Annotated in this window: 21 protein-coding genes; 20 read left to right on the top strand and 1 reads right to left on the bottom strand. The window is 40.7% G+C overall.

Annotated features, from left to right (window positions below):
- The first annotated feature begins 252 nt into the window (after positions 1-252).
- The 5 genes from mutY (at position 253) to WKI23_RS04160 (ending at position 5,203) form a co-directional block, all read left to right on the top strand.
- Positions 253-1,428, top strand: coding sequence for an A/G-specific adenine glycosylase (gene mutY / locus WKI23_RS04180; protein WP_368079051.1), 1,176 nt, complete (start codon positions 253-255; stop codon positions 1,426-1,428).
- A gap of 55 nt (positions 1,429-1,483) precedes the next feature.
- Entirely contained in the window at positions 1,484-2,188 is a 705-nt protein-coding gene (gene yycF, locus WKI23_RS04175) for a response regulator YycF (protein WP_050259789.1), read from the top strand.
- A complete protein-coding gene (gene vicK, locus WKI23_RS04170; RefSeq protein WP_368079050.1) occupies positions 2,181-3,530 on the top strand; it encodes a cell wall metabolism sensor histidine kinase VicK in 1,350 nt (449 codons plus the stop codon). The genes yycF and vicK overlap by 8 nt, the downstream gene beginning before the upstream one ends.
- 1 nt (position 3,531) lies before the next feature.
- The gene (locus tag WKI23_RS04165; RefSeq protein WP_000004962.1) at positions 3,532-4,341 is read left to right on the top strand and encodes an MBL fold metallo-hydrolase; all 810 of its coding nucleotides are present in this window, start codon (positions 3,532-3,534) and stop codon (positions 4,339-4,341) included.
- A gap of 85 nt (positions 4,342-4,426) precedes the next feature.
- Entirely contained in the window at positions 4,427-5,203 is a 777-nt protein-coding gene (locus WKI23_RS04160) for a potassium channel family protein (protein ID WP_368079049.1), read from the top strand.
- A gap of 255 nt (positions 5,204-5,458) precedes the next feature.
- On the opposite strand, the gene WKI23_RS04155 is transcribed toward WKI23_RS04160, so the two are convergent.
- A complete protein-coding gene (locus WKI23_RS04155; protein ID WP_000204727.1) occupies positions 5,459-6,445 on the bottom strand; it encodes an L-lactate dehydrogenase in 987 nt (328 codons plus the stop codon).
- A gap of 193 nt (positions 6,446-6,638) precedes the next feature.
- On the opposite strand from WKI23_RS04155, the gene gyrA reads away from it, so the two are divergent.
- The 15 genes from gyrA (at position 6,639) to WKI23_RS04080 (ending at position 24,113) form a co-directional block, all read left to right on the top strand.
- Entirely contained in the window at positions 6,639-9,107 is a 2,469-nt protein-coding gene (gyrA, locus tag WKI23_RS04150) for a DNA gyrase subunit A (protein WP_368079048.1), read from the top strand.
- Positions 9,107-9,850, top strand: a complete 744-nt coding sequence (gene srtA / locus WKI23_RS04145; protein ID WP_130886013.1) for a sortase SrtA — start codon at positions 9,107-9,109, stop codon at positions 9,848-9,850. The genes gyrA and srtA overlap by 1 nt, the downstream gene beginning before the upstream one ends.
- 293 nt (positions 9,851-10,143) lie before the next feature.
- Positions 10,144-10,941 (top strand): formate/nitrite transporter family protein, encoded by a 798-nt coding sequence (locus WKI23_RS04140; protein WP_000254773.1) that lies wholly within the window; start codon positions 10,144-10,146, stop codon positions 10,939-10,941.
- A 145-nt stretch (positions 10,942-11,086) separates the two neighbouring features.
- Positions 11,087-12,367 carry an O-acetylhomoserine aminocarboxypropyltransferase/cysteine synthase family protein gene (locus WKI23_RS04135; protein WP_368079047.1) on the top strand — a complete coding sequence of 427 codons (1,281 nt, stop codon included), beginning with the start codon at positions 11,087-11,089 and terminating at the stop codon, positions 12,365-12,367.
- Positions 12,368-12,462: 95 nt separating this feature from the next.
- Entirely contained in the window at positions 12,463-13,737 is a 1,275-nt protein-coding gene (locus WKI23_RS04130) for a DUF2130 domain-containing protein (RefSeq protein ID WP_368079046.1), read from the top strand.
- A 10-nt stretch (positions 13,738-13,747) separates the two neighbouring features.
- Positions 13,748-14,626 carry a tRNA pseudouridine(55) synthase TruB gene (gene truB / locus WKI23_RS04125; RefSeq protein ID WP_368079045.1) on the top strand — a complete coding sequence of 293 codons (879 nt, stop codon included), beginning with the start codon at positions 13,748-13,750 and terminating at the stop codon, positions 14,624-14,626.
- A gap of 110 nt (positions 14,627-14,736) precedes the next feature.
- The gene (gene udk / locus WKI23_RS04120) at positions 14,737-15,375 is read left to right on the top strand and encodes a uridine kinase (RefSeq protein WP_368079044.1); all 639 of its coding nucleotides are present in this window, start codon (positions 14,737-14,739) and stop codon (positions 15,373-15,375) included.
- 110 nt (positions 15,376-15,485) lie between these two features.
- Entirely contained in the window at positions 15,486-17,834 is a 2,349-nt protein-coding gene (locus WKI23_RS04115) for a GbpC/Spa domain-containing protein (RefSeq protein WP_368079043.1), read from the top strand.
- A 240-nt stretch (positions 17,835-18,074) separates the two neighbouring features.
- The gene (gene xseA / locus WKI23_RS04110) at positions 18,075-19,415 is read left to right on the top strand and encodes an exodeoxyribonuclease VII large subunit (protein WP_368079042.1); all 1,341 of its coding nucleotides are present in this window, start codon (positions 18,075-18,077) and stop codon (positions 19,413-19,415) included.
- Positions 19,393-19,605 carry an exodeoxyribonuclease VII small subunit gene (locus tag WKI23_RS04105; protein ID WP_261040653.1) on the top strand — a complete coding sequence of 71 codons (213 nt, stop codon included), beginning with the start codon at positions 19,393-19,395 and terminating at the stop codon, positions 19,603-19,605. The genes xseA and WKI23_RS04105 overlap by 23 nt, the downstream gene beginning before the upstream one ends.
- Entirely contained in the window at positions 19,602-20,477 is an 876-nt protein-coding gene (locus WKI23_RS04100) for a polyprenyl synthetase family protein (RefSeq protein ID WP_368079041.1), read from the top strand. Before WKI23_RS04105 ends, WKI23_RS04100 begins: the two co-directional genes overlap by 4 nt.
- A complete protein-coding gene (locus WKI23_RS04095; RefSeq protein ID WP_368079040.1) occupies positions 20,470-21,285 on the top strand; it encodes a TlyA family RNA methyltransferase in 816 nt (271 codons plus the stop codon). Before WKI23_RS04100 ends, WKI23_RS04095 begins: the two co-directional genes overlap by 8 nt.
- Positions 21,278-21,709: an arginine repressor gene (locus WKI23_RS04090; protein WP_368079039.1), complete on the top strand. Its 432-nt coding sequence runs from the start codon at positions 21,278-21,280 to the stop codon at positions 21,707-21,709. Before WKI23_RS04095 ends, WKI23_RS04090 begins: the two co-directional genes overlap by 8 nt.
- A gap of 6 nt (positions 21,710-21,715) precedes the next feature.
- The gene (gene recN / locus WKI23_RS04085) at positions 21,716-23,383 is read left to right on the top strand and encodes a DNA repair protein RecN (RefSeq protein WP_368079038.1); all 1,668 of its coding nucleotides are present in this window, start codon (positions 21,716-21,718) and stop codon (positions 23,381-23,383) included.
- 1 nt (position 23,384) lies between these two features.
- A complete protein-coding gene (locus tag WKI23_RS04080) occupies positions 23,385-24,113 on the top strand; it encodes a metallophosphoesterase family protein (protein WP_368079037.1) in 729 nt (242 codons plus the stop codon).
- Positions 24,114-24,173: the final 60 nt, after the last annotated feature.

Here is a 24,173-nt window from a genome sequence, read left to right as displayed (position 1 = left end):
AAGCAGTTCATCAATAAGAATTATACTCTTCGAAAATCTCTTCAAACCACGTCAGATTCACCTTGCCGTAGGTATATGATACTGACTCTGTCAGTTCTATCCACAACCTCAAAACAGTGTTTTGAGCAACCTGCGGCTAGCTTCCTAGTTTGCTCTTTGATTTTTATTGAGTATCAGTCCTCTTTCTCTTGGGAAGAGGCTTTTTAATACTAGGAAAAGGACAGTTAGAGTCTTCTGTGTTATACTAGAGATATGTTAGATTTGAAAGAATACGGTATCGTCATGTGGCCGGAGGAGAAGATCATTTCTTTTCGTGAGAAACTTCTCGCTTGGTATGATGAAAACAAAAGAGATTTGCCTTGGAGGAGAAGTAAAAATCCTTATCACATCTGGGTATCTGAAATCATGCTTCAGCAGACCAGGGTGGATACAGTTATTCCTTATTATGAACGATTCTTGGACTGGTTTCCAACAGTGGAAAGTTTGGCAACAGCTCCTGAAGAAGGTTTGTTGAAGGCTTGGGAAGGTTTGGGTTATTATTCTCGAGTTCGTAATATGCAGGCTGCAGCTCAGCAGATTATGACTGACTTTGGGGGCCAATTTCCAAACACCTATGAAGGAATTTCCAGCTTGAAAGGAATTGGACCTTATACTGCAGGAGCCATTTCCAGTATCGCTTTTAATTTGCCTGAGCCAGCGGTCGATGGTAATGTCATGCGGGTTTTGGCGCGTCTGTTCGAAGTCAACCATGATATTGGGATTCCAAGTAATCGTAAAATTTTTCAAGTAATGATGGAAATCTTGATTGATCCGGATCGTCCGGGCGACTTTAACCAAGCTTTGATGGATTTAGGGTCTGATATTGAGGCTCCTGTAAATCCTAGGCCAGAAGAGAGTCCAGTGAAGGATTTCAGTGCGGCATATCAGAATGGAAGCATGGACCGTTATCCAATTAAGGCTCCAAAGAAAAAGCCAGTTCCCATTTATCTAAAAGCCCTAGTTGTGAAAAATGCTCAGGGACAATTTTTACTTGAAAAAAATGAAAGTGAAAAGTTATTAGCAGGATTTTGGCATTTTCCCTTGATAGAAGTAGATGAGTTTTCGCAAGAAGAGCAGTTTGACCTCTTTCATCAGGTTGCAGAAGAAAGTGTAAACTTTGGCCCTAGTCCAGAGGAGAGTTTCCAGCAGGACTATGACCTAGATGTTGATTGGCTTGATGGTTATTTTGAGACTGTCAAGCATGTCTTTAGTCATCGTAAATGGCATGTACAGATTGTAGCAGGTCAGGTAAGTGACTACCATGATTTTTCAGATAGGGAAGTTCGCTGGCTTTCACCAGAAGAGTTCAAGGATGTTCCACTTGCCAAACCCCAACAAAAAATCTGGCAGGCTTATGCAAAAGCCAACTTAGACAGTAGCAAAGACTAGCTATCGTGTCTTCTTGTCATTTTTTTGGTATAATAGTAGAGAAAAAGGTGAACATATGAAAAAAATACTAATTGTAGATGATGAGAAACCAATCTCGGATATTATCAAGTTTAATATGACCAAGGAAGGTTACGAAGTTGTAACTGCTTTTAACGGTCGTGAAGCGCTAGAGCAATTTGAAGCAGAGCAGCCAGATATTATTATTCTGGATTTGATGCTTCCGGAAATTGATGGTTTAGAAGTTGCTAAGACCATTCGCAAGACCAGTAGTGTACCTATTATCATGCTTTCAGCCAAAGATAGTGAATTTGATAAGGTTATCGGTTTGGAACTTGGGGCAGATGACTATGTAACCAAACCCTTCTCCAATCGTGAGTTGCAGGCGCGTGTCAAAGCTCTTCTGCGTCGTTCTCAACCTATGCCAGTAGATGGGCAGGAAGCAGATAGCAAGCCTCAACCTATCCAAATTGGGGATTTAGAAATTGTTCCAGATGCCTACGTGGCTAAAAAATATGGCGAAGAACTAGACTTAACCCATCGTGAGTTTGAGCTTTTGTATCATTTGGCATCGCATACAGGTCAAGTCATCACGCGCGAACATTTACTTGAGACTGTCTGGGGTTATGACTATTTTGGTGATGTCCGTACGGTTGATGTGACTGTCCGACGTCTGCGTGAGAAGATTGAAGATACGCCCAGCCGACCAGAGTATATCTTGACGCGCCGTGGTGTAGGGTATTACATGAGAAATAATGCTTGATTTACTGAAACAAACCATTTTTACCAGAGATTTTATCTTTATCCTGATTTTGTTAGGTTTCATCCTTGTTGTGACCCTCCTATTACTGGAGAATAGACGTGATAATATTCGATTGAAGCAAATCAATCAAAAGGTTAAAGATTTGATTGCAGGAGATTATTCCAAGGTTCTTGATATGCAAGGTGGGTCTGAAATCACCAATATTACCAATAATTTGAACGACTTGTCGGAGGTTATTCGTCTCACTCAGGAAAATCTAGAACAAGAGAGTAAGAGACTAAATAGTATTCTGTTTTATATGACAGATGGGGTCCTTGCGACCAATCGTCGGGGTCAGATTATCATGATTAACGATACAGCCATGAAGCAACTGGGGCTGGTTAAGGAAGATGTTCTGAATAGAAGCATTTTGGAAGTACTCAAGATAGAAGAAGACTATGAATTGCGTGATTTGATTACCCAAAGTCCAGAATTGTTGCTAGATTCCCAAGACGTCAATGGCGAATATCTGAGCCTTCGAGTTCGCTTTGCCTTGATACGTCGAGAGTCTGGCTTTATTTCAGGTTTGGTGGCTGTTTTGCACGATACGACGGAGCAGGAGAAGGAAGAACGCGAACGAAGACTCTTCGTATCCAATGTTAGCCATGAGTTACGGACTCCTCTGACCAGCGTAAAATCCTATCTTGAAGCCTTGGATGAGGGGGCTTTGTGTGAAACTGTAGCACCAGACTTCATCAAGGTTTCTCTGGATGAAACCAACCGTATGATGCGCATGGTGACGGACCTCCTCCATCTTTCACGGATTGATAACGCCACCAGTCACTTGGATGTGGAACTGATTAACTTCACTGCCTTTATTACCTTTATCCTCAACCGTTTTGACAAGATGAAAGGACAGGAAAAGGAAAAGAAATATGAGTTGGTGAGAGATTATCCTATCAATTCTATCTGGATGGAAATTGATACAGACAAGATGACACAGGTGATTGATAATATTTTAAATAATGCTATTAAGTATTCGCCAGATGGTGGTAAAATCACTGTTAGAATGAAGACAACTGAAGACCAGATGATTTTATCTATCTCAGACCATGGTTTAGGCATTCCTAAGCAGGATTTACCACGTATCTTTGACCGTTTTTATCGTGTGGATCGTGCTAGAAGTCGTGCCCAAGGTGGGACAGGTCTGGGACTGTCTATTGCTAAAGAAATTATCAAACAGCATAATGGCTTTATTTGGGCCAAGAGTGAATACGGTAAGGGATCAACTTTCACAATTGTGCTCCCTTATGATAAGGATGCAGTGAAAGAAGAAGTATGGGAGGACGAAGTAGAAGACTAGAATGAGTGAAACAGGCTTTAAATACAGTATTTTAGCGTCGGGTTCCAGTGGAAATTCCTTTTATCTGGAAACCCCCAAAAAGAAGCTTTTAGTGGATGCAGGTTTGTCTGGTAAGAAAATTACCAGTCTCCTTGCTGAAATTAACCGCAAGCCAGAAGACTTGGATGCCATCTTGATTACCCATGAGCATTCAGATCATATCCATGGAGTGGGTGTGTTAGCTCGCAAGTATGGTATGGATCTTTATGCCAATGAAAAGACCTGGCAAGCTATGGAAAATAGTAAGTATCTTGGCAAGGTGGATTCTTCGCAAAAGCATATCTTTGAAATGGGCAAAACCAAGACATTTGGAGATATCGATATCGAGAGTTTTGGTGTGAGTCATGATGCAGTCGCACCGCAGTTCTATCGCTTTATGAAGGATGATAAAAGTTTTGTCCTTTTGACAGATACAGGTTATGTCAGTGACCGTATGGCAGGCATTGTCGAAAATGCGGACGGCTATCTTATCGAGTCCAACCATGATGTAGAGATTTTGCGAGCAGGTTCTTACGCTTGGCGTCTCAAACAGCGAATCCTATCGGATCTCGGTCACCTTTCTAACGAAGATGGTGCTGAAGCGATGATTCGTACCTTGGGAAACCGCACTAAGAAAATCTACCTTGGGCATTTATCTAAGGAGAACAATATCAAGGAACTGGCTCACATGACCATGGTCAACCAGCTAGCACAAGCTGATCTGGGAGTTGGAGTAGACTTTAAGGTTTATGATACCTCACCAGATACCGCCACACCATTGACAGAGATATAGAAAGAACGCTGAGAAGGTGTTCTTTTTATAAATTAGTAGATATTTGTTGTGATATAACGTTCAAAAATAACATAGGAGAAGTAGTGTGAAAAGAAAATGGTTTTTTGCAGATTATTATGATACAACAATTATTTTACTTGCTTTAATCTCTGTTATTCTAGTCTTGCTTGGATTTGTTGAGATGATTGATTTGGACAATCAGCCTTATAGTATTATTGATTTAGTAATCTGGGGTGTTTTTGTAATTGATTATAGTTGGCGGTTCTTTTTAAGTAAAGGGAAATGGCGATTCATAATTGAAAATATCTTTGATCTGCTAGCTATCCTGCCTTTAAATGCTATTTTCACAGTTTTTCGATTAGGGCGTATCTTCCGCTTAGCAAGGCTGACAAAATTACTGAAACTGACTCGTTTACTTAGAATAATTGGACTTACAGGTAAATTAGAAAGAAAAATTAGTAGATTCTTACGGACAAATGGCCTGATTTATATCTTGTATGTTAATATTTTTATCGTTCTAGTTGGAAGTTCAATTTTATCTGTAGTTGAAGAAAAATCTTTCTCAGATAGTCTTTGGTGGGCTCTTGTGACAGTAACTACTGTTGGTTATGGTGATATTGTTCCAGTTTCCCTTTTTGGGAAATGGCTAGCAGTTTTACTGATGCTTGTCGGTATTGGAACAATAGGGATGCTAACAAGTGCCTTGACGAACTTTTTTGTAAAAGATAATCCAGATGAACAGATAAAACTTGATCAACTTCAAGATGAATTATCTAGTCAGAGAATATTACTAGAGAAGCAATCTGAGAAAATCGAAGAACTGCATCGGATGATACAGGACTTAGTTGAAAAAATATCATAAAGGTGAGACGAAACAAAACTTGATTCGAGGAGAAATCAAGTAAGTCTTGACACAATAAAACGCATATTATCAGGTATAAAAACTTGATACTATGCGTTTTATAGAGGAATGAAATAAAATCTGAACAAATCAATTAGGAATTTAAAGCATTTTATAACAACGTTTTAGAGTAACAGGGTGCTATTTCAACTTCAACCTACTATAATACAGAAAAAAACAACTCCCTGATAATTCAAGGAGTTGTCTATGGTTAAATTAGTTTTTAGAAGCTTCTTGGAATTCTGGGTTTTTCCATGCTTCGTCAATGATAGCTTGCAATTCTTTAGCAGATGCTTGCATTTTTTGAGTTTCTGCGTCGTTCAATGGAATGTTTACTGGACGAACGATACCATGTGCACCAACAACAGCTGGTTGACCGATAAAGACGTTCTCAACTCCGTATTGACCTTCTTGGAATACTGAAAGTGGAAGTACTGCGTTTTCATCGTCAAGGATTGCTTTAGTGATACGAGCAAGGGCTACTGCGATACCGTAGTATGTTGCACCTTTTTTGTTGATGATTGTGTAGGCTGCATCACGAACACCTTCGAACAATTCAATCAATTCAGCTTCTTGAACATTTTGAGTGTCTTTAAGGAATTCTTCAAGGTTTACACCAGCGATGTTTGCGTGTGACCAAACAGCGAACTCAGAGTCACCGTGTTCACCCATGATGTAAGCGTGAACTGAACGAGCATCTACATCCAATTTTTCAGCAAGTGCTTGACGGAAACGAGCTGAGTCAAGTGAAGTACCTGAACCGATAACGCGTTCTTTAGGGAAACCAGAGAATTTCCAAGTTGAGTAAGTCAAAACGTCAACTGGGTTAGCAGCAACAAGGAAGATACCTTTGAAACCTGATTCAACAACTTGAGTTACGATTGATTTGTTGATAGCAAGGTTTTTACCTACAAGGTCAAGACGAGTTTCACCTGGTTTTTGAGGCGCACCTGCAGTGATCACAACAAGGTCAGCGTCTGCACAGTCAGAGTATTGAGCTGCATAGATTTTTTTAGGTGAAGTGAAGGCAAGGGCGTGACTAAGGTCAAGTGCGTCACCAACAGCTTTTTCATGCAATTGTGGAATTTCGATAATTCCAAGCTCTTGTGCAATTCCTTGGTTAACAAGTGCAAAAGCGTAAGATGAACCTACAGCACCATCACCGACAAGGATAACTTTTTTGTGTTGTTTAGTTGAAGTCATTGTTCTAAACATCTCCTTAATTTTATTAGGGGATTTTCCCCAGACAACTTCATTCTATCACTTTTAAAAAACTTTGTCACGAATATGCCTTATAGTTCTCAATGTAAACGTTTTAGTGGTTTAGAGGCTGAAATAGATGGGAATTTATGGTATAATGTTGTTACTTACTAATTGTGAAATGAGGCATTTATTAATGCAGGATAAAAATTTAGTGAATGTCAATCTGACAAAGGAGATGAAGACGAGCTTTATCGATTACGCCATGAGTGTTATCGTAGCCCGGGCTCTTCCTGATGTTCGAGATGGCTTGAAACCTGTTCACCGTCGCATTCTCTACGGAATGAATGAATTGGGTGTTACTCCAGACAAACCTCATAAAAAATCTGCTCGTATTACAGGGGACGTCATGGGTAAATACCACCCACACGGGGATTCCTCTATTTATGAAGCCATGGTCCGTATGGCTCAATGGTGGAGCTACCGTTACATGCTTGTAGATGGTCATGGGAACTTTGGTTCCATGGATGGTGATGGTGCTGCCGCTCAGCGTTACACTGAGGCACGTATGAGCAAGATTGCTCTGGAAATGCTTCGTGATATCAATAAAAATACAGTTGATTTCGTTGATAACTATGACGCCAATGAACGGGAACCCTTGGTCTTGCCAGCACGTTTTCCAAACCTTTTGGTCAATGGAGCAACTGGTATCGCGGTTGGTATGGCAACCAATATTCCGCCTCATAACTTGGGTGAAACCATTGATGCAGTGAAGTTGGTCATGGACAATCCTGAAGTGACTACTAAGGATTTGATGGAAGTCTTGCCTGGTCCAGATTTTCCAACAGGCGCCCTTGTGATGGGGAAATCAGGCATCCATAAGGCTTATGAAACAGGTAAAGGTTCTATTGTCCTTCGTTCTCGTACTGAAATTGAAGAAACTAAGACTGGTCGTGAGCGCATCGTTGTAACGGAATTTCCTTACATGGTCAATAAAACCAAGGTGCATGAGCATATTGTTCGTTTGGTTCAGGAAAAACGCATTGAAGGGATCACAGCAGTACGTGATGAGTCCAACCGTGAAGGTGTTCGTTTCGTGATTGAAGTTAAGCGCGATGTCTCAGCTAATGTTATCCTCAATAACCTCTTCAAGATGACCCAGATGCAAACCAACTTTGGTTTTAATATGCTGGCGATTCAGAACGGTGTGCCGAAGATTTTGTCTCTTCGTCAGATTTTGGATGCTTATATTGAGCACCAAAAAGAAGTGGTTGTTCGACGTACTCGTTTTGATAAGGAAAAAGCGGAAGCGCGTGCTCATATTTTAGAAGGTCTCTTGATTGCGCTAGACCATATCGACGAAGTGATTCGTATTATCCGTGCTAGTGAAACGGACGCAGAAGCACAAGCCGAGTTGATGAGTAAGTTCAAGCTTTCTGAACGACAAAGTCAGGCTATCCTAGACATGCGTCTTCGTCGTTTGACAGGTTTGGAACGCGATAAAATTCAGTCTGAATATGATGATCTCTTGGCTCTGATTGCGGATTTGGCGGATATTCTTGCTAAACCAGAACGTGTTTCTCAAATCATCAAAGAAGAATTAGACGAAGTCAAGCGTAAGTTTGGTGACAAGCGTCGTACAGAGTTGATGGTCGGTGAAGTCTTGAGTCTTGAAGATGAAGATTTGATTGAAGAATCGGATGTCTTAATTACCCTTTCTAACAAAGGCTACATTAAGCGTTTGGATCAGGATGAGTTTACTGCCCAAAAACGTGGTGGCCGCGGTGTCCAAGGAACGGGAGTGAAAGATGATGACTTTGTTCGTGAGCTAGTGTCAACTAGCACCCATGATCATCTGCTATTCTTCACAAACAAAGGACGTGTCTATCGTCTGAAAGGCTATGAAATTCCTGAGTATGGCCGTACTGCCAAGGGATTGCCAATTGTCAATCTTTTGAAATTAGATGAAGGTGAAAGTATTCAGACGGTTATCAATGTTGAGTCTGATCGCAGTGATGATGCTTATCTCTTCTTTACAACCCGTCACGGTATTGTGAAGCGAACCAGTGTCAAGGAATTTGCTAATATTCGTCAAAATGGTCTCAAAGCTTTGAACCTCAAGGACGAAGATGAGTTGATCAATGTACTGCTGACAGAAGAAGATACAGATATTATCATTGGTACCAAGTTTGGTTATGCAGTTCGCTTTAATCAATCAGCCGTTCGCGGCATGAGTCGTATCGCCACAGGTGTGAAAGGTGTTAACCTTCGTGAAGGAGATACAGTTGTTGGTGCCAGCTTGATTACTGATCAAGATGAGGTTCTTATTATCACAGAAAAAGGATATGGTAAGCGTACAGTCGCTACTGAATACCCAACTAAAGGTCGTGGTGGTAAGGGAATGCAGACAGCTAAAATTACCGAAAAAAATGGCTTGCTGGCCGGTCTTATGACTGTTCAAGGGGATGAGGATGTGATGATTATCACTGATACAGGTGTCATGATTCGAACCAATCTTGCCAATATTTCACAAACAGGACGCGCAACTATGGGAGTTAAAGTAATGCGCCTGGATCAAGATGCTCAGATAGTGACCTTCACAACGGTTGCAGCGGCAGAAAAAGAAGAAGTTGGGACAGAAAATGAAACAGAAGGTGAAGCATAATGTCTCAAAAAAATAATAAAAAGAAAAATAAACGAAAAAATCTGCTGACAAATATCCTAGCAGGATTTCTGATAGTACTGTCACTGGCTTTGATTTTTAATGCGCAAATTCGAAATATTTTCATGGTCTGGAATACCAATAAGTATCAAGTTAGCCAGGTATCAAAAGAAAAAATAGAAGAAAATCAGGATACAGAAGGAAATTTTGATTTTGATTCGGTCAAAGCGATCTCTTCGGAAGCTGTTCTAGCTTCTCAATGGGATGCTCAAAAATTACCAGTTATTGGGGGAATTGCAATTCCTGAATTGGAAATGAATTTGCCGATTTTTAAAGGACTTGATAATGTTAATCTCTTCTACGGTGCTGGTACGATGAAACGCGAGCAAGTAATGGGAGAAGGAAATTATAGTCTAGCTAGTCACCATATCTTTGGTGTTGATAATGCTAATAAAATGTTATTTTCTCCTTTGGATAACGCTAAAAATGGTATGAAGATTTATCTAACCGATAAAAATAAAGTTTATACCTATGAAATCCGTGAAGTCAAACGTGTGACACCGGATCGTGTTGATGAAGTTGATGATAGAGATGGGGTCAATGAGATTACATTAGTAACCTGTGAAGACCTTGCTGCTACAGAACGTATTATTGTAAAAGGTGATTTGAAAGAAACAAAAGATTATTCACAAACATCTGATGAAATCCTAACAGCTTTCAATCAACCATATAAACAATTTTATTAAAAATGAAACCAGTAGAACAGATGATTTTACTGGTTTTCTTTTCAAAAAAATCTGCTAGATATAATAGAATGAAATAAGATACGAACAAATCGATTAGGAAAGCTAAATGAATTTCTAAAAATGTTTTAGTAACTGTAGTGTACTATTCTAGTGTCAATCTACTATATAAATTTTTAAGAAGGAGAGTTCTTTTGTGCCACTGGATAAAAATTTTTTATGAATATACAGAAAACGCTTCCTTAATTCTAAAGTTTGTGATATAATTATCAAGAAAAAAGATTTAGGAGTTTATTATGGTTTCTTCAGAATTTATCTCAAAGATTGAATTTGCTTGCAAGAAGAAAGAAAGTCTTTATAGCCAAAGCAAATTTAAGTATGCTATTCGTTCTATGTTCGCAGGTGCATTTTTAACCTTCAGTACAGCTGCTGGTGCAGTTGGGGCTGATTTGATTAATAAAATTGCACCAGGTAGTGGACGCTTCCTCTTCCCATTTGTCTTTGCTTGGGGCTTGGCCTACATTGTTTTCTTGAATGCTGAGTTGGTAACTTCAAACATGATGTTCTTGACTGCTGGTAGTTTCTTGAAAAAAATCTCTTGGAGAAAAACAGCTGAGATTTTACTTTACTGTACCTTGTTCAACCTTATCGGGGCTTTGATAGCAGGTTGGGGCTTTGCTCATTCGGCAGCTTATGCACATCTGACACACGATAGTTTCATCTCAGGGGTTGTTGAGATGAAGTTAGGCCGTTCAAATGAATTAATCTTGCTTGAGGCGATTTTGGCAAATATTTTCGTAAATATTGCGATTCTTTCATTTGTTTTGGTCAAAGATGGTGGTGCCAAACTTTGGCTTGTGTTGTCAGCGATTTACATGTTTGTATTCTTAACAAACGAGCACATTGCGGCGAACTTTGCTTCTTTCGCGATTGTAAAATTCAGTGTTGCTGCTGACTCAATTGCAAACTTCGGTGTTGGGAATATGCTTCGCCACTGGGGGGTAACCTTCATCGGAAACTTTATCGGAGGAGGCCTCTTGATGGGTCTTCCATACGCCTTCCTCAATAAAAACGAAGATACTTATGTAGATTAAGAAAATGAGCACGATTGATTCGTGCTTTTTTTGTTTTGTAAGAAGCAATAGCCACTCTTTATATCAAAATATAGAAAAGAGGTATTAGTCAAGATAATCCTAAGGTGCTACAATATCTTTAATCAAACTATATGGAGGTCGCTTTATGACTCGTGATTTTAAATTTGAAACCTTGCAACTACATGCTGGTCAAGTCGTGGATCCAGCTACCAAGTCTCGTGCAGTACCGATTTATCAGACAACATCCTTTGTTTTTGATGATACTGAGGAGGCTGCAGATCTTTTTGCGTTGAAGAAAGCTGGAAATATCTATACTCGTATTACTAACCCTACAACAGCTGCCTTTGAAGAAAGAATTGCTGCTCTTGAAGGTGGTGTTGGAGCTCTTGCAACCGCATCAGGTATGGCTGCAGTGACTTATACGATTTTGGCGCTTGCCCATGCTGGTGACCATGTTGTAGCAGCATCAACTATTTACGGTGGGACTTTCAATCTTTTGAAAGAAACCCTTCCTCGTTATGGGATCACAACAACCTTTGTCGATGTGGATAATTTGGAGGAAGTGGAAGCAGCTATCAATGACAATACCAAGCTTGTCTTGATTGAAACCTTGGGGAATCCCTTGATAAACATTCCTGACTTGGAAAAATTGGCTGAGATTGCGCATAAACACCAGATTCCACTCGTTTCGGATAATACCTTTGCTACACCTTATTTGATTAATGTCTTTTCTCACGGTGTAGATATTGCTATTCACTCTGCGACTAAGTTTATCGGTGGGCATGGTACGACTATTGGTGGAGTGATTGTCGATAGCGGTCGTTTTGACTGGGCGTCTTCAGGAAAATTCCCTCAATTTGTTGAGGAAGACCCAAGCTACCACAACTTGAGCTATACTCGTGATGTAGGTGCGGCTGCCTTTATTATCGCTGTTCGTGTTCAATTGCTTCGTGATACAGGTGCGGCCTTGTCACCATTCAATGCCTTCTTGTTACTACAAGGACTTGAAACCCTTTCACTTCGTGTGGAACGCCATGTGCAAAATGCTGAGAAAATTGTTGATTTTCTTGTCAACCATCCTAAGGTAGAAAAAGTAAATTATCCAAAATTGGCAGATAGTCCTTATCATGCCTTGGCTGAGAAATATTTGCCAAAAGGTGTGGGTTCAATCTTTACCTTCCATGTCAAAGGTGGGGAGACAGAAGCATGCAGGGTAATTGATCATTTGGAAATCTTCTCTGATCTTGCAAACGTTGCAGACGCTAAGTCTCTGGTTGTTCATCCAGCTACAACCACTCACGGTCAATTGTCAGAAAAAGACCTTGAAGCAGCAGGTGTCACACCAAACCAAATCCGTTTGTCAATCGGACTTGAAAATGTAGATGATTTGATCGAAGATTTGCGCTTGGCCTTGGAAAAAATTTAAAGTAAAAGAAGATAAACAGTGGGTTTTGACTCACTGTTTTTGATTTTCCCTCAGGCATGATATAATGGTTACAGAAGTCTAGAAAGAGGAACGATATGAACGAAATCAAATGTCCCAACTGTGGGGAAGTTTTTACAGTAAATGAAAGCCAGTATGCTGAACTTTTGTCCCAAGTGAGAACGGCAGAGTTTGATAAGGAATTGCACGATCGCATGAAGCAGGAACTGGCCTTGGCTGAGCAGAAGGCCATGAATGAGCAACAGTCTAAACTGGCTCAGAAGGATCAACAAATCGCGCAATTGCAGAGTCAAATCCAAAACTTTGATACAGAGAAAGAGTTGGCCAAGAAAGAGGTTGAACAGACAAGCCATCAGGCTCTCTTGGCCAAGGACAAGGAAGTGCAGGCCTTGGAAAACCAATTGGCGACCTTGCGTTTGGAGCATGAAAATCAACTGCAAAAGACCCTTTCTGACCTAGAAAAAGAACGGGATCAGGTCAAAAATCAACTCCTCTTGCAAGAAAAAGAAAATGAGTTGTCTTTGGCTTCTGTTAAACAAAACTATGAAGCCCAGCTTAAAGCAGCCAGTGAACAAGTTGAGTTTTATAAGAATTTCAAGGCTCAACAATCAACAAAAGCGATTGGGGAAAGTTTGGAACAATATGCAGAGAGTGAGTTTAACAAGGTCCGCAGTTTCGCCTTTCCAAATGCTTACTTTGAGAAGGATAACAAGGTCTCTGCGCGCGGGTCTAAGGGGGACTTTATCTTCCGTGAATGTGATGAAAATGGTGTCGAAATCATTTCCATCATGTTTGAGATGAAAAACGAAGCGGATGGAACAGAGAAGAAGCACAAGAATGCGGACTTCTACAAGGAATTGGACAAGGACCGTCGGGAGAAGAACTGCGAGTATGCCGTTCTGGTGACCATGCTAGAGGCAGATAACGACTACTTTAACACAGGGATTGTTGACGTCAGCCACGAGTATGAAAAGATGTATGTGGTTCGTCCTCAATTCTTTATCCAGTTGATTGGGCTCTTGCGAAATGCGGCTCTTAATTCCCTTAAATACAAGCAGGAGTTGGCCTTGGTTCGGGAGCAAAATATTGATATTACGCATTTTGAGGAAGACTTGAATGCATTTAAACAGGCCTTTGCTAAGAACTATAATTCAGCTTCGACTAACTTTGGCAAAGCTATCGATGAAATTGATAAGGCTATCAAACGCATGGAAGAGGTTAAGAAATTCCTAACCACATCTGAAAACCAACTCCGCCTTGCAAACAATAAATTGGAAGATGTTTCCGTCAAAAAATTAACTCGAAAAAATCCAACTATGAAAGCGAAATTTGAAGCTCTGAAGGGGGAGTGAGAAAGCAAAAATGAACGGTATTATCAACTTAAAAAAAGAAGCGGGGATGACCTCGCATGATGCGGTTTTTAAACTGCGTAAGATTTTGGGAACCAAGAAGATTGGTCATGGTGGGACCTTAGATCCGGATGTAGTGGGAGTTCTGCCCATTGCAGTTGGCAAGGCGACACGAATGGTCGAGTTTATGCAGGATGAGGGCAAGGTCTATGAGGGGGAGATTACTCTCGGATATTCAACAACGACTGAGGATGCAAGTGGGGAAGTTGTCGCAGAGACGCCTGTTTTATCGCCCTTGGATGAAGCCATTGTCGATGAAACGATTGCTAGCTTGACTGGGCTTATCACACAGATTCCGCCTATGTATTCGGCTGTCAAGGTTAATGGTCGCAAGCTCTATGAGTATGCTCGTGATGGTCAGGAAGTGGAGCGCCCAGAACGTCAGGTGACCATTTATCAATTTGAACGAACAAGTCCGATTTCTTATGAGGGCGAACTTGCACGTTTTACTTTTCGTGTGAAATGCAGTAAGGGAACTTACATCCGTACCTTGTCAGTTGATTTGGGAGAGAATCTTGGATACGCTGCCCATATGTCATACCTGACAAGGACTAGTGCAGCAGGTTTGCAACTGGAGGATGCTCTTACCTTGGAAGAAATTGCTAGAAAAGTGGAGGCTGGTCAACTGGACTTTCTCCATCCTATAGAGATTGGGACAGGGGACCTCGTCAAGGTTTTCCTAAGTCCAGAAGAGGCTACAGAAGTGCGCTTTGGTCGTTTTATCGAGCTAGATCAGTCGGATAAGGAATTGGCTGCCTTTGAAGGCGATACATTGCTAGCAATTTTAGAAAAACGGGATAATCTCTATAAGCCAAGGAAGGTTTTTAGCTAGTCTAACTGGGTGTAGGGATTGGAAATGTTTCCCTTAAACTATCCAAATCAGACTATAAATTTGGCAAAAAATGTGATAGAATAGACGAGGATAAAAAAACGGAGGATAGCATGCAAAATAGACCAATCATTATCGGAGTGACAGGTGGTTCTGGTGGAGGAAAAACCAGTGTTTCAAAAGCCATTTTATCGCATTTTCCAGATGAAAAGATTTCCATGATTGAGCACGATTCATACTACAAGGATCAGTCTCACTTGACCTTTGAAGAGCGTGTCAAAACCAACTACGACCATCCTTTTGCCTTTGATACAGACTTGATGATTGAGCAAATTAAGGAATTGTTGGCAGGGCGTCCGGTGGACATCCCGACTTATGACTATACAGAGCATACACGAAGTAGCAAGACCTATCGGCAGGATCCTCAAGATGTCTTTATCGTTGAGGGGATTTTGGTCTTGGAGGACAAGCGTCTGCGCGATTTGATGGATATCAAGATTTTTGTGGATACAGATGATGATGTGCGCATTATTCGTCGTATCAAGCGCGATATGGAAGAACGTGGCCGTAGTCTTGATAGCGTTATTGACCAGTATTTAGGTGTGGTTAAACCAATGTACCACCAGTTTATCGAGCCGACCAAGCGTTATGCTGATATTGTCATTCCTGAAGGGGTCAGCAATACAGTTGCTATCGACCTGTTGACCACCAAGATTGCAAAGATTTTGGAAGAAGCTCGAAACAGCAAATAATCAGATGAATTAGATTTAAGTAAATTTATTGTATATGTATTAAGTTTGGAAAATAAATAATCAAAAGAAACTAAGTTTTCTCTAAATCGTTCTAAGAAAGAGTGAGTAATATGAACAAAAACTCAGTAAAATTTGGATTAGCAAGCGCATGCTTAACTTCTGCTATCTTATTTGGGGTACATACAGTTGAAGCTTCTGACCAATCTTCAAACATTCAACAAAACGAGTCTGATAGTTATGGCAAGGCTTTAACTACGTATAAGGCAGAAACAACAAAATATGAATTAGATAAGAAAGCATATGAAGCAGAACTTAAAGCCTACAATGAAAGTGTGGCTAAATATGAAGCGGACAAGGCTGAGTACGATAAGGCGAAGGCTGAATATGACAAAGTGTTAGCTACAAACAAAGAGACACTTACAAAATACGAAAGGGACCTTTCGGAATACAATAAACAAAAATCTGAGGCGGACAAGGTAAAAGCTGAGTACGAAAAACTTAAAGCTGAGTGGGATGCTAAAAAAGCACAATATGAAAAAGATAAAGCGGCCTATGACAAAGCTCAAACTGACTATAATATGGCCAAAGCTGATTATGACGCTAAACTCGCAACATACAATACAAAACTTGCAGAATACAATAAACAAGTTAAATCTAATGAAGCTGCTGATAAAATTGAAAACGATAAACGTAGAGCAGAATATAACGAAAAATTGAAAAAATTCGAAGAAGAATCGAAGAAACCAGGTCGTTTTGCAAGCGAAGAAAAAAACTATTTGATTTTCGTTAAAGAACCAAATGCTAAAATCAGCATAGAAGTTAAAGATACTGGTGATACTGGTGCTTTAGCAATGTTGAAATATACTCAGAAAGACGGAAGTTTTTGGAAACTAAATCATAAAAAGTTGAGTAGCGACCAATTATCAGATGAAGCATTAGCAAAAAATAATTTGACAGATAAGATCATCAAACGATGGGATGAAACAGTAACAGGTTATCGAGAATACGGCAAAGACCCACATATCACCACATATCCTGTCATTGCCAAAAAAGATAGACCGTTTACCGTGACTTACACAAACTTAGAGAACACCACATACGATAAGAAAAAAGTCACACGTATTGATTATGAATACACTGTCTTAGAGACTGGTAGTTCTGTTGATACAATGCAAATTTCTCCTGCCTACGATCCAACTATTTCAGTATCAATCTATGGTGATTTCAGAAAACATGGATATAGTACAAGAGTTCGTATGAAACCAACTCTATATCTTGAAGATGGAACGAAAGTGATTCCAACAAAAGAAAAACCAGTTATGTTTGCAGTGAGTTCTATGAATACAGGATGGCATGGTTATAGTGACAATTCGTATTATTTCGCAGACAATAAGGATATGTTTAAGGAATTCTATGGGAAATCAGGAGTTTATGACGAATACTTAAATGACGAATTTAAGAAACTGTATAACGTAGACCTCGAAACAGCATCAAAACCCGGCGGATTATTGAGTGACCCTTCCAAACGTCAAGAGTGGAATACAAAAAAAGCAGAATTGAAAACAGCATACGTAAAAGATGAAGAAGAGTACAAAAAAGATGGTTTCAAAAAAGTCAAAGATTATATGACTAACAAATATGGATCCAATGTGAATACATGGCCTAGTACCTATCGTGAAATTGTGTATGCTATTCATAATGCTTCATTTATCAAATTGAATGAATCTTTTGTCTATAAACATGATGATGGATTTTATGCCGATAAAACATTAGATGAAATTAACAGTGGAAACCCGGTATGGGATAACCAAGAATCACCTTACAAATACAAAGGTGCAGGTGTTATAAAAGTGACAGAAGATGGCTTCTATTTGGAATTTGGTGCAACCGTCCCATTCACTCAATTATTCGGAATCAACACGGCTATCGTTGACGAATATATTGATGTGAAACCGAAACTAGAATTGGTTGAAACACCAAAACCAACGCCACCAACGAAACCAGTTGAACCAAAACAACCAGAACTTAAAGAACCAACACCATTAGGAGTTGCTCCAAAAGAACCAAACAAGTTCGATAAAGAAAAACCAGTGAAACCTGACTTGAAAGAACCAAAAGCTCCAACCCCACCGGTTAAGCCTGACTTGAAAGAACCAGCGCCACCAACGAGACCAGTGGAGACACCAAAAGAGGAGACACCAGTAAAACCTGTTGAACCACCAAAAGTGGAGACACCAGTAAAACCAGTGGAACCGCCAAAAGTGGAGAAACCAACAAAACAAGTTGAGACACCAAAAGAGGAGATACCAACGAAACTAGTTGAGACACCAAAAGAGGAAAAACCAACATTGCCACGTACGGGGAGTGCGTCGGACATGAGTATGACTGTGGTTGGGTTATTAACAACTTTAGCATCATTCTTTGTGTTTACTAAACGTAAAGATGAAAGTAACAAATAGTTATCAAGGTTTTGTCGAAAAGATTTAAGCAGAAGGCAAAAAGTTCACTTTTAAAATATCAAAAAAACGAGTATATCCGTAATTGGAGATACTCGTTTTCTTATGCCATAAGCTGTCAGATATTTGTTGTAAACCTATTATTTATTTTTCCCTCATAATGGTACATAAATGGAGATTTTTAGGCATATTTTTGGTATAATAATACCCATGAAAGAGCAAGAAAATGAATAGTAGGTGGAGATGGAAAAGTATTTATCGGTAACAACTTTGACCAAGTATCTGAAAATGAAATTCGATAGAGACCCTTACTTGGAACGGGTCTATTTAACTGGTCAAGTTTCCAACTTTCGTAAACGACCTACTCACCAATATTTCTCCCTAAAGGATGACCATGCAGTCATTCAAGCGACCATCTGGTCTGGGATTTATCAGAAATTAGGCTTTGACCTTGAAGAAGGAATGAAGATCAATGTGATTGGGCGTGTGCAGGTCTATGAACCAAGTGGTAGCTACTCCATCATCATTGAAAAGGCAGAGCCTGATGGGGTTGGGGCGCTTGCGATTCAGTTTGAACAACTCAAGAAAAAATTGACGGAAGAAGGTCTGTTTCAAGAGAGATTCAAGCAACCTCTTCCCCAATTTTCTAAGAGAATTGGTGTGGTGACCAGTCGCAGTGGAGCTGTTATTCGAGATATTATCACGACTGTCAGCAGGCGATTTCCAGGTGTCGATATTCTTCTCTATCCGACCAAGGTTCAAGGTGATGGAGCGGCAGAAGAAATTGCTCGAAATATTGCGCGTGCGAATCAACGGGACGATTTGGATTTGCTGATTATTGGTCGTGGTGGTGGTTCCATCGAGGATCTCTGGGCCTTTAATGAAGAAATTGTGGTACGAGCTATTTTTGAATCTCGTCTGCCAGTTATTTCTAGTGTGGGGCATGAGACAGATGTGACCTTGGCGGATTTTGTGGCAGATAGACGGGCTGCAACGCCGACAGCTGCAGCTGAACTAGCAACACCAGTGACCAAGTTGGATGTATTGGCTCATTTGCAAAATCAAGAAAAACGGATGGCGACAGCAGTCCGAAATGTCCTATCTAAGAAACAAGAAGCTTTAAAAAAATGCAGTCAGTCAGTCATCTTTAGACAGCCAGAGCGCTTGTATGATGGTTATTTGCAACGATTGGACCAATTGCAACTGCGATTAAAACAAAGTTTACGTACACGGATTTCTGATAACAAGCAAGTAGTTCAATCAAGGACGCATCAATTAGTACAATTATCACCTGTGACCAAAATCCAACGCTATCAGGACCGGCTTGCTCAGTTGGACAAGCTCCTACGTAGCCAAATGGCGCTGATTTATGATGCCAAGGTTGCTGAGGTGAAAAGACTTTCAGAAGCCTTGTTGATGTTGGATACTAGTCGAATTGTGGCGCGTGGCTATGCAATTGTCAAAAAAGAAGAGTCAGTTATCGATTCGGTTGAGAGTTTGAAGAAAAAAGACCAAGTGACGCTTTTGATGCGAGATGGTCGAGTAGAATTAGAGGTTAAAGATGTCAAAACAAAAGAAATTTGAGGAAAATCTAGCAGAACTGGAGACCATTGTCCAAAGTTTGGAAAATGGTGAAGTTGCTCTGGAAGATGCGATTGCCGCCTTTCAAAAGGGTATGGTCTTGTCAAAAGAGCTCCAAGCGACGCTGGACAAGGCTGAAAAGACCTTGGTCAAGGTCATGCAAGAAGACGGAACAGAAAGTGATTTTGAATGAAGAAGCAAGAAAAATTAGCTCTTGTCGAGTCGGTCTTGGAAGATTTTTATGGAGACCAGCAGTTTGCCTCGAGTTTACGAGAAGCTGTTCTCTATTCCATTCATGCTGGTGGCAAGAGAATTCGGCCTTTTCTCTTGCTAGAGGTTCTGGAATCCTTGCAGGTTGCCATCAAACCAGCTCATGCGCAGGTGGCTGCGGCCTTGGAAATGATTCATACAGGGAGCTTGATTCATGATGATCTTCCAGCTATGGATGATGATGATTACCGTCGGGGACGCTTGACAAACCATAAGAAATTTGGTGAAGCTATGGCGATTTTGGCTGGAGATGCTTTATTCCTGGACCCTTACGCCTTGATAGCGCAGGCAGATTTGCCAAGTCAGATTAAGGTGGACTTGATTGCCAACTTATCTCTTGCTTCAGGAAGTCTAGGCATGGTAGCAGGGCAAGTTTTGGATATGGAGGGAGAACGCCAACATTTGTCTTTGGAAGAACTTCAGACTATTCATGCCAATAAGACTGGGAAATTACTAGCCTATCCCTTCCAAGCAGCTGCTATCATTGCGGAATTGGCACCTGAGATGCAGGCAAAACTGAAAACTGTTGGTGAATTGATTGGACTTGCTTTTCAAGTTCGAGATGACGTACTGGATGTGACCGCCAGTTTTGAGGAAATAGGTAAGACACCACAAAAGGACTTGCAGGCAGAAAAGTCAACCTATCCTGCCTTGTTGGGCTTGGAAGAGGCTATTGACTTTTGTAACCAAACTCTGGATCAAGCTAATGCAAAATTAGAAGAAATTGCCCAGCAAATTCCCTTTGAAACAGAATCGATTGTAAGTGTAGTAGAAAGTTTGAGAATCAATGGCTAAGGAAAGAGTGGATGTACTAGCTTATAAACAGGGCTTGTTTGAAACGCGAGAACAGGCCAAGCGTGGTGTCATGGCGGGTCTAGTCGTAGCAGTCCTGAATGGAGAACGGTTTGACAAACCAGGAGAGAAAATCCCAGACGACACCGAGCTAAAACTCAAGGGTGAAAAACTCAAGTATGTTAGCCGTGGTGGCTTGAAATTGGAGAAGGCCTTGCAGGTCTTTGATTTGTCAGTTGATGGGGCGACCACAATTGATATCGGTGCTTCTACTGGAGGTTTTACCGACGTCATGCTGCAGAATGGTGCTGAGTTAGTCTTTGCAGTCGATGTCGGCACCAATCAGTTGGCTTGGAAATTACGCCAAGACCCAAGGGTTGTCAGCATGGAGCAGTTCAATTTCCGCTATGCAGAAAAGACTGATTTCGAAAAGGAACCGAGCTTTGCCAGTATTGATGTCAGTTTCATTTCCCTTAGTCTGATTTTGCCAGCCTTGCACCGAGTCTTGGCAGATCAAGGGCAGGTTGTGGCTCTAGTTAAGCCTCAGTTTGAGGCAGGACGTGAGCAAATCGGGAAAAATGGAATTATTCGAGATGCCAAGGTTCACCAAAATGTCCTTGAATCTGTCACAGTTATGGCAGTAGAGGAAGGCTTTTCAGTCCTTGGCTTGGACTTTTCTCCTATCCAAGGCGGTCATGGAAATATTGAGTTTTTAGCGTATTTGAAAAAAGAAGAGTCGGCAAGCAATCAGGTTCTTGCTGATATTGAAGAAGTAGTAGAGAGGGCGCATAGTCAATTTAAAAATGAATAAAAAAGATAGACTTGAAAAAATTAGACGATTTGTGACAGATTATCAAATCGGTACACAAGAAGAAATCGTAGAACATTTGAAAGAAGCAGGTATCACTGCTACTCAAGCAACGGTATCACGAGATATCAAAGAGCTAGGTATTGTCAAAATTCCTTTGAGAGACAACACCTATGTCTATGAATTGCCAAAATCAATCGTGAAAAGTTTGCAACTGGCTGAAGACAATATTGAGTCAGCTGAATTGATGGATAAGATGATCAATCTCCAAGTTATTCCAGGAAATACAGCTTTTGTAAAAGCTCAGTTAATCGAGACTTTTTCGGGCAAGATTTTCAGCTGTTTGGCTGATGATAGCTCGATTTTAGTCATTGCCAGAAGTGAAAGTCTAGCTGAGGAAATCTTTGAACAAGTAAAAAATTGGTAGGTCTATATGTTACTTGAAATTTCGATAAAAAACTTTGCCATTATTGAGGCTATTTCCCTCAATTTTGAAAAGGGAATGACCGTCCTGACTGGTGAAACAGGCGCAGGGAAGTCGATTATCATTGATGCCATGAATATGATGTTGGGAGCTCGTGCGACGACAGATGTTATTCGTCATGGTGCACCAAAGGCAGAGATTGAGGGGCTTTTCTCAGTTGAGAATAGTCGCCTTTTACAGGAAATTTTTGATGAGCAAGGTTTGGAATTGGGTGATGAGATTATCATCCGTCGGGAAATTCTGCAAAATGGTCGTAGTATTAGCCGCGTGAATGGTCAGATGGTTAATCTATCTGTTTTGCGTGCTATTGGGCAACATCTTGTGGATATTCATGGTCAGCATGACCAAGAAGAGTTAATGCGTCCTCAACTGCACATCCAGATGTTGGATGAATTTGGCGATGCAGCTTTTTGGAACTTGAAAGAAACCTATCAAACGAGTTTTGATGCCTATCGAAAAATGCGTAAGCAGGTTCTGGAAGTCAAGAAAAACCAACAGGAACACAAGGCTCGTATTGAAATGTTGGAATTTCAAATGGCAGAAATTGAGACGGCAAATTTGCAAGCAGGAGAAGACCTGGTTCTCAACCAAGAACGAGAGAAACTTCTCAACCATAAAAATATTGCGGATACACTGAACAATGCCTACAGCATGTTGGACAATGAAGACTTTTCAAGTCTAGCTAATGTTCGTTCAGCCATGAATGATATGGAAAGTGTTGAAGAGTATGACCCTGACTACCGTGAAATTTCAAGCTCTCTGTCTGAGACCTACTATGTCTTAGAAGATATTAGCAAACGTTTGGAAGCTATCATTGAGGATCTTGATTTTGACGGCAATCGTCTCATGCAGGTTGAGAATCGTTTGGACCTCCTTCATAGCATTACGCGTAAATATGGTGGGACTGTAGACGATGTCTTGCTTTATTTTGCCAAGATTACGGAAGAATACAATCTCTTGACAGGCAATAACCTTTCGTCTGAGGACATGGAAGCAGAGCTCAAGAAATTGGAAGTTAACCTTGTTGCTTTGGCAGGTCAGCTTGCCTCTGCTCGTCATGATTTGGCCCAGCAACTCGAAGATGAGATTAAACAAGAACTACAGGACCTTTATATGGAAAAAGCCCAGTTTCAGGTTCGTTTTAGCAAGGGCAAATTCAGTCGCGAGGGTAATGAAACGGTTGAGTTTTACATATCAACCAACCCTGGCGAAGACTTTAAACCCTTGGTCAAGGTTGCGTCTGGTGGGGAATTATCTCGTCTCATGCTAGCCATTAAATCTGCCTTTTCACGTAAAGAAGGTAAGACCAGCATTGTCTTTGATGAAGTGGATACGGGAGTTTCAGGTCGTGTAGCTCAGGCTATTGCACAGAAGATTCACAAGATTGGTCAGCATGGTCAGGTTCTGGCTATTTCCCATTTGCCACAAGTAATTGCGATTGCGGATTATCAATTCTTTATTGAGAAGATTAGTAATGACCATTCAACAGTTTCGACTGTTCGTCTCTTGACGGTTGAGGAGCGAGTCGAGGAAGTTGCCAAGATGTTGGCAGGTGATGATGTGACGGAAGCAGCCCTGACGCAAGCCAGAGAATTGTTGAGAAACAGGGAGAAATAAGATGACAGACTATTATGTAATTGGAGACGTTCACGGAAAAGCTGGGATGCTGGAAGACCTTCTTAAAACATGGGATGGTCAGACCCAGTTGCTCTTTCTAGGGGACTTGATTGACCGCGGTGAGGATAGTCGCCGTGTCCTTGAAATGGTTAAGGAATTGGTTGATAATCAAGGTGCAATCTGTTTGTCAGGCAACCACGAGTATATGTTTTTGACTTGGCTCGATGACCCAGAAGAAAGCTATGACCACTATCGTCGCAATGGCGGAGATACAACCATTAACTCTATCCTAGGTCGTCCCTTGAATGCCCCAGTTGATGGAGTTGAGGATGCCAAGCGTGTTGCTACTGAAGCGGCAGATTTGGTCGAATTTATTCGTCAAATGCCATTTGTGGTAGAGACAGATAAGTATATCTTTGTTCACGCAGGTATTGACTTGACCTTGGATGACTGGCATGAAACTACAGATTACAAGAAAGTCTGGCTCAGAAAGCCATTCCACGAAGCCGAAAATCATACTGGAAAAATCATTGTCTTTGGTCATACACCAGTTTATGGTTTACTGAAGCAAGACCGAGGTACAGCTGAGCTTTGGACGACAGAAGATGGTAAGATTGGGATGGACGGAGGAGCTGTTTATGGTGGTGTCCTTCATGGGATTATCTTTACAGACCAAGGAATGACAGAACACCACTTTATCGAGAATGACGGCTTTGTCGCTGAAGATTAGTACTCCTAGCAGGGTATGGTCTTGTCAAAATATCAAAAACAATTTATAATAAATAGATAC

The organism is Streptococcus pseudopneumoniae, assembly GCF_038148955.1.
GTDB classification, from domain to species: Bacteria; Bacillota; Bacilli; order Lactobacillales; family Streptococcaceae; genus Streptococcus; species Streptococcus pseudopneumoniae_T.
Note: the sequence above shows the minus strand (reverse complement) of the source record. Positions and strands in the feature narration are given on the sequence as shown.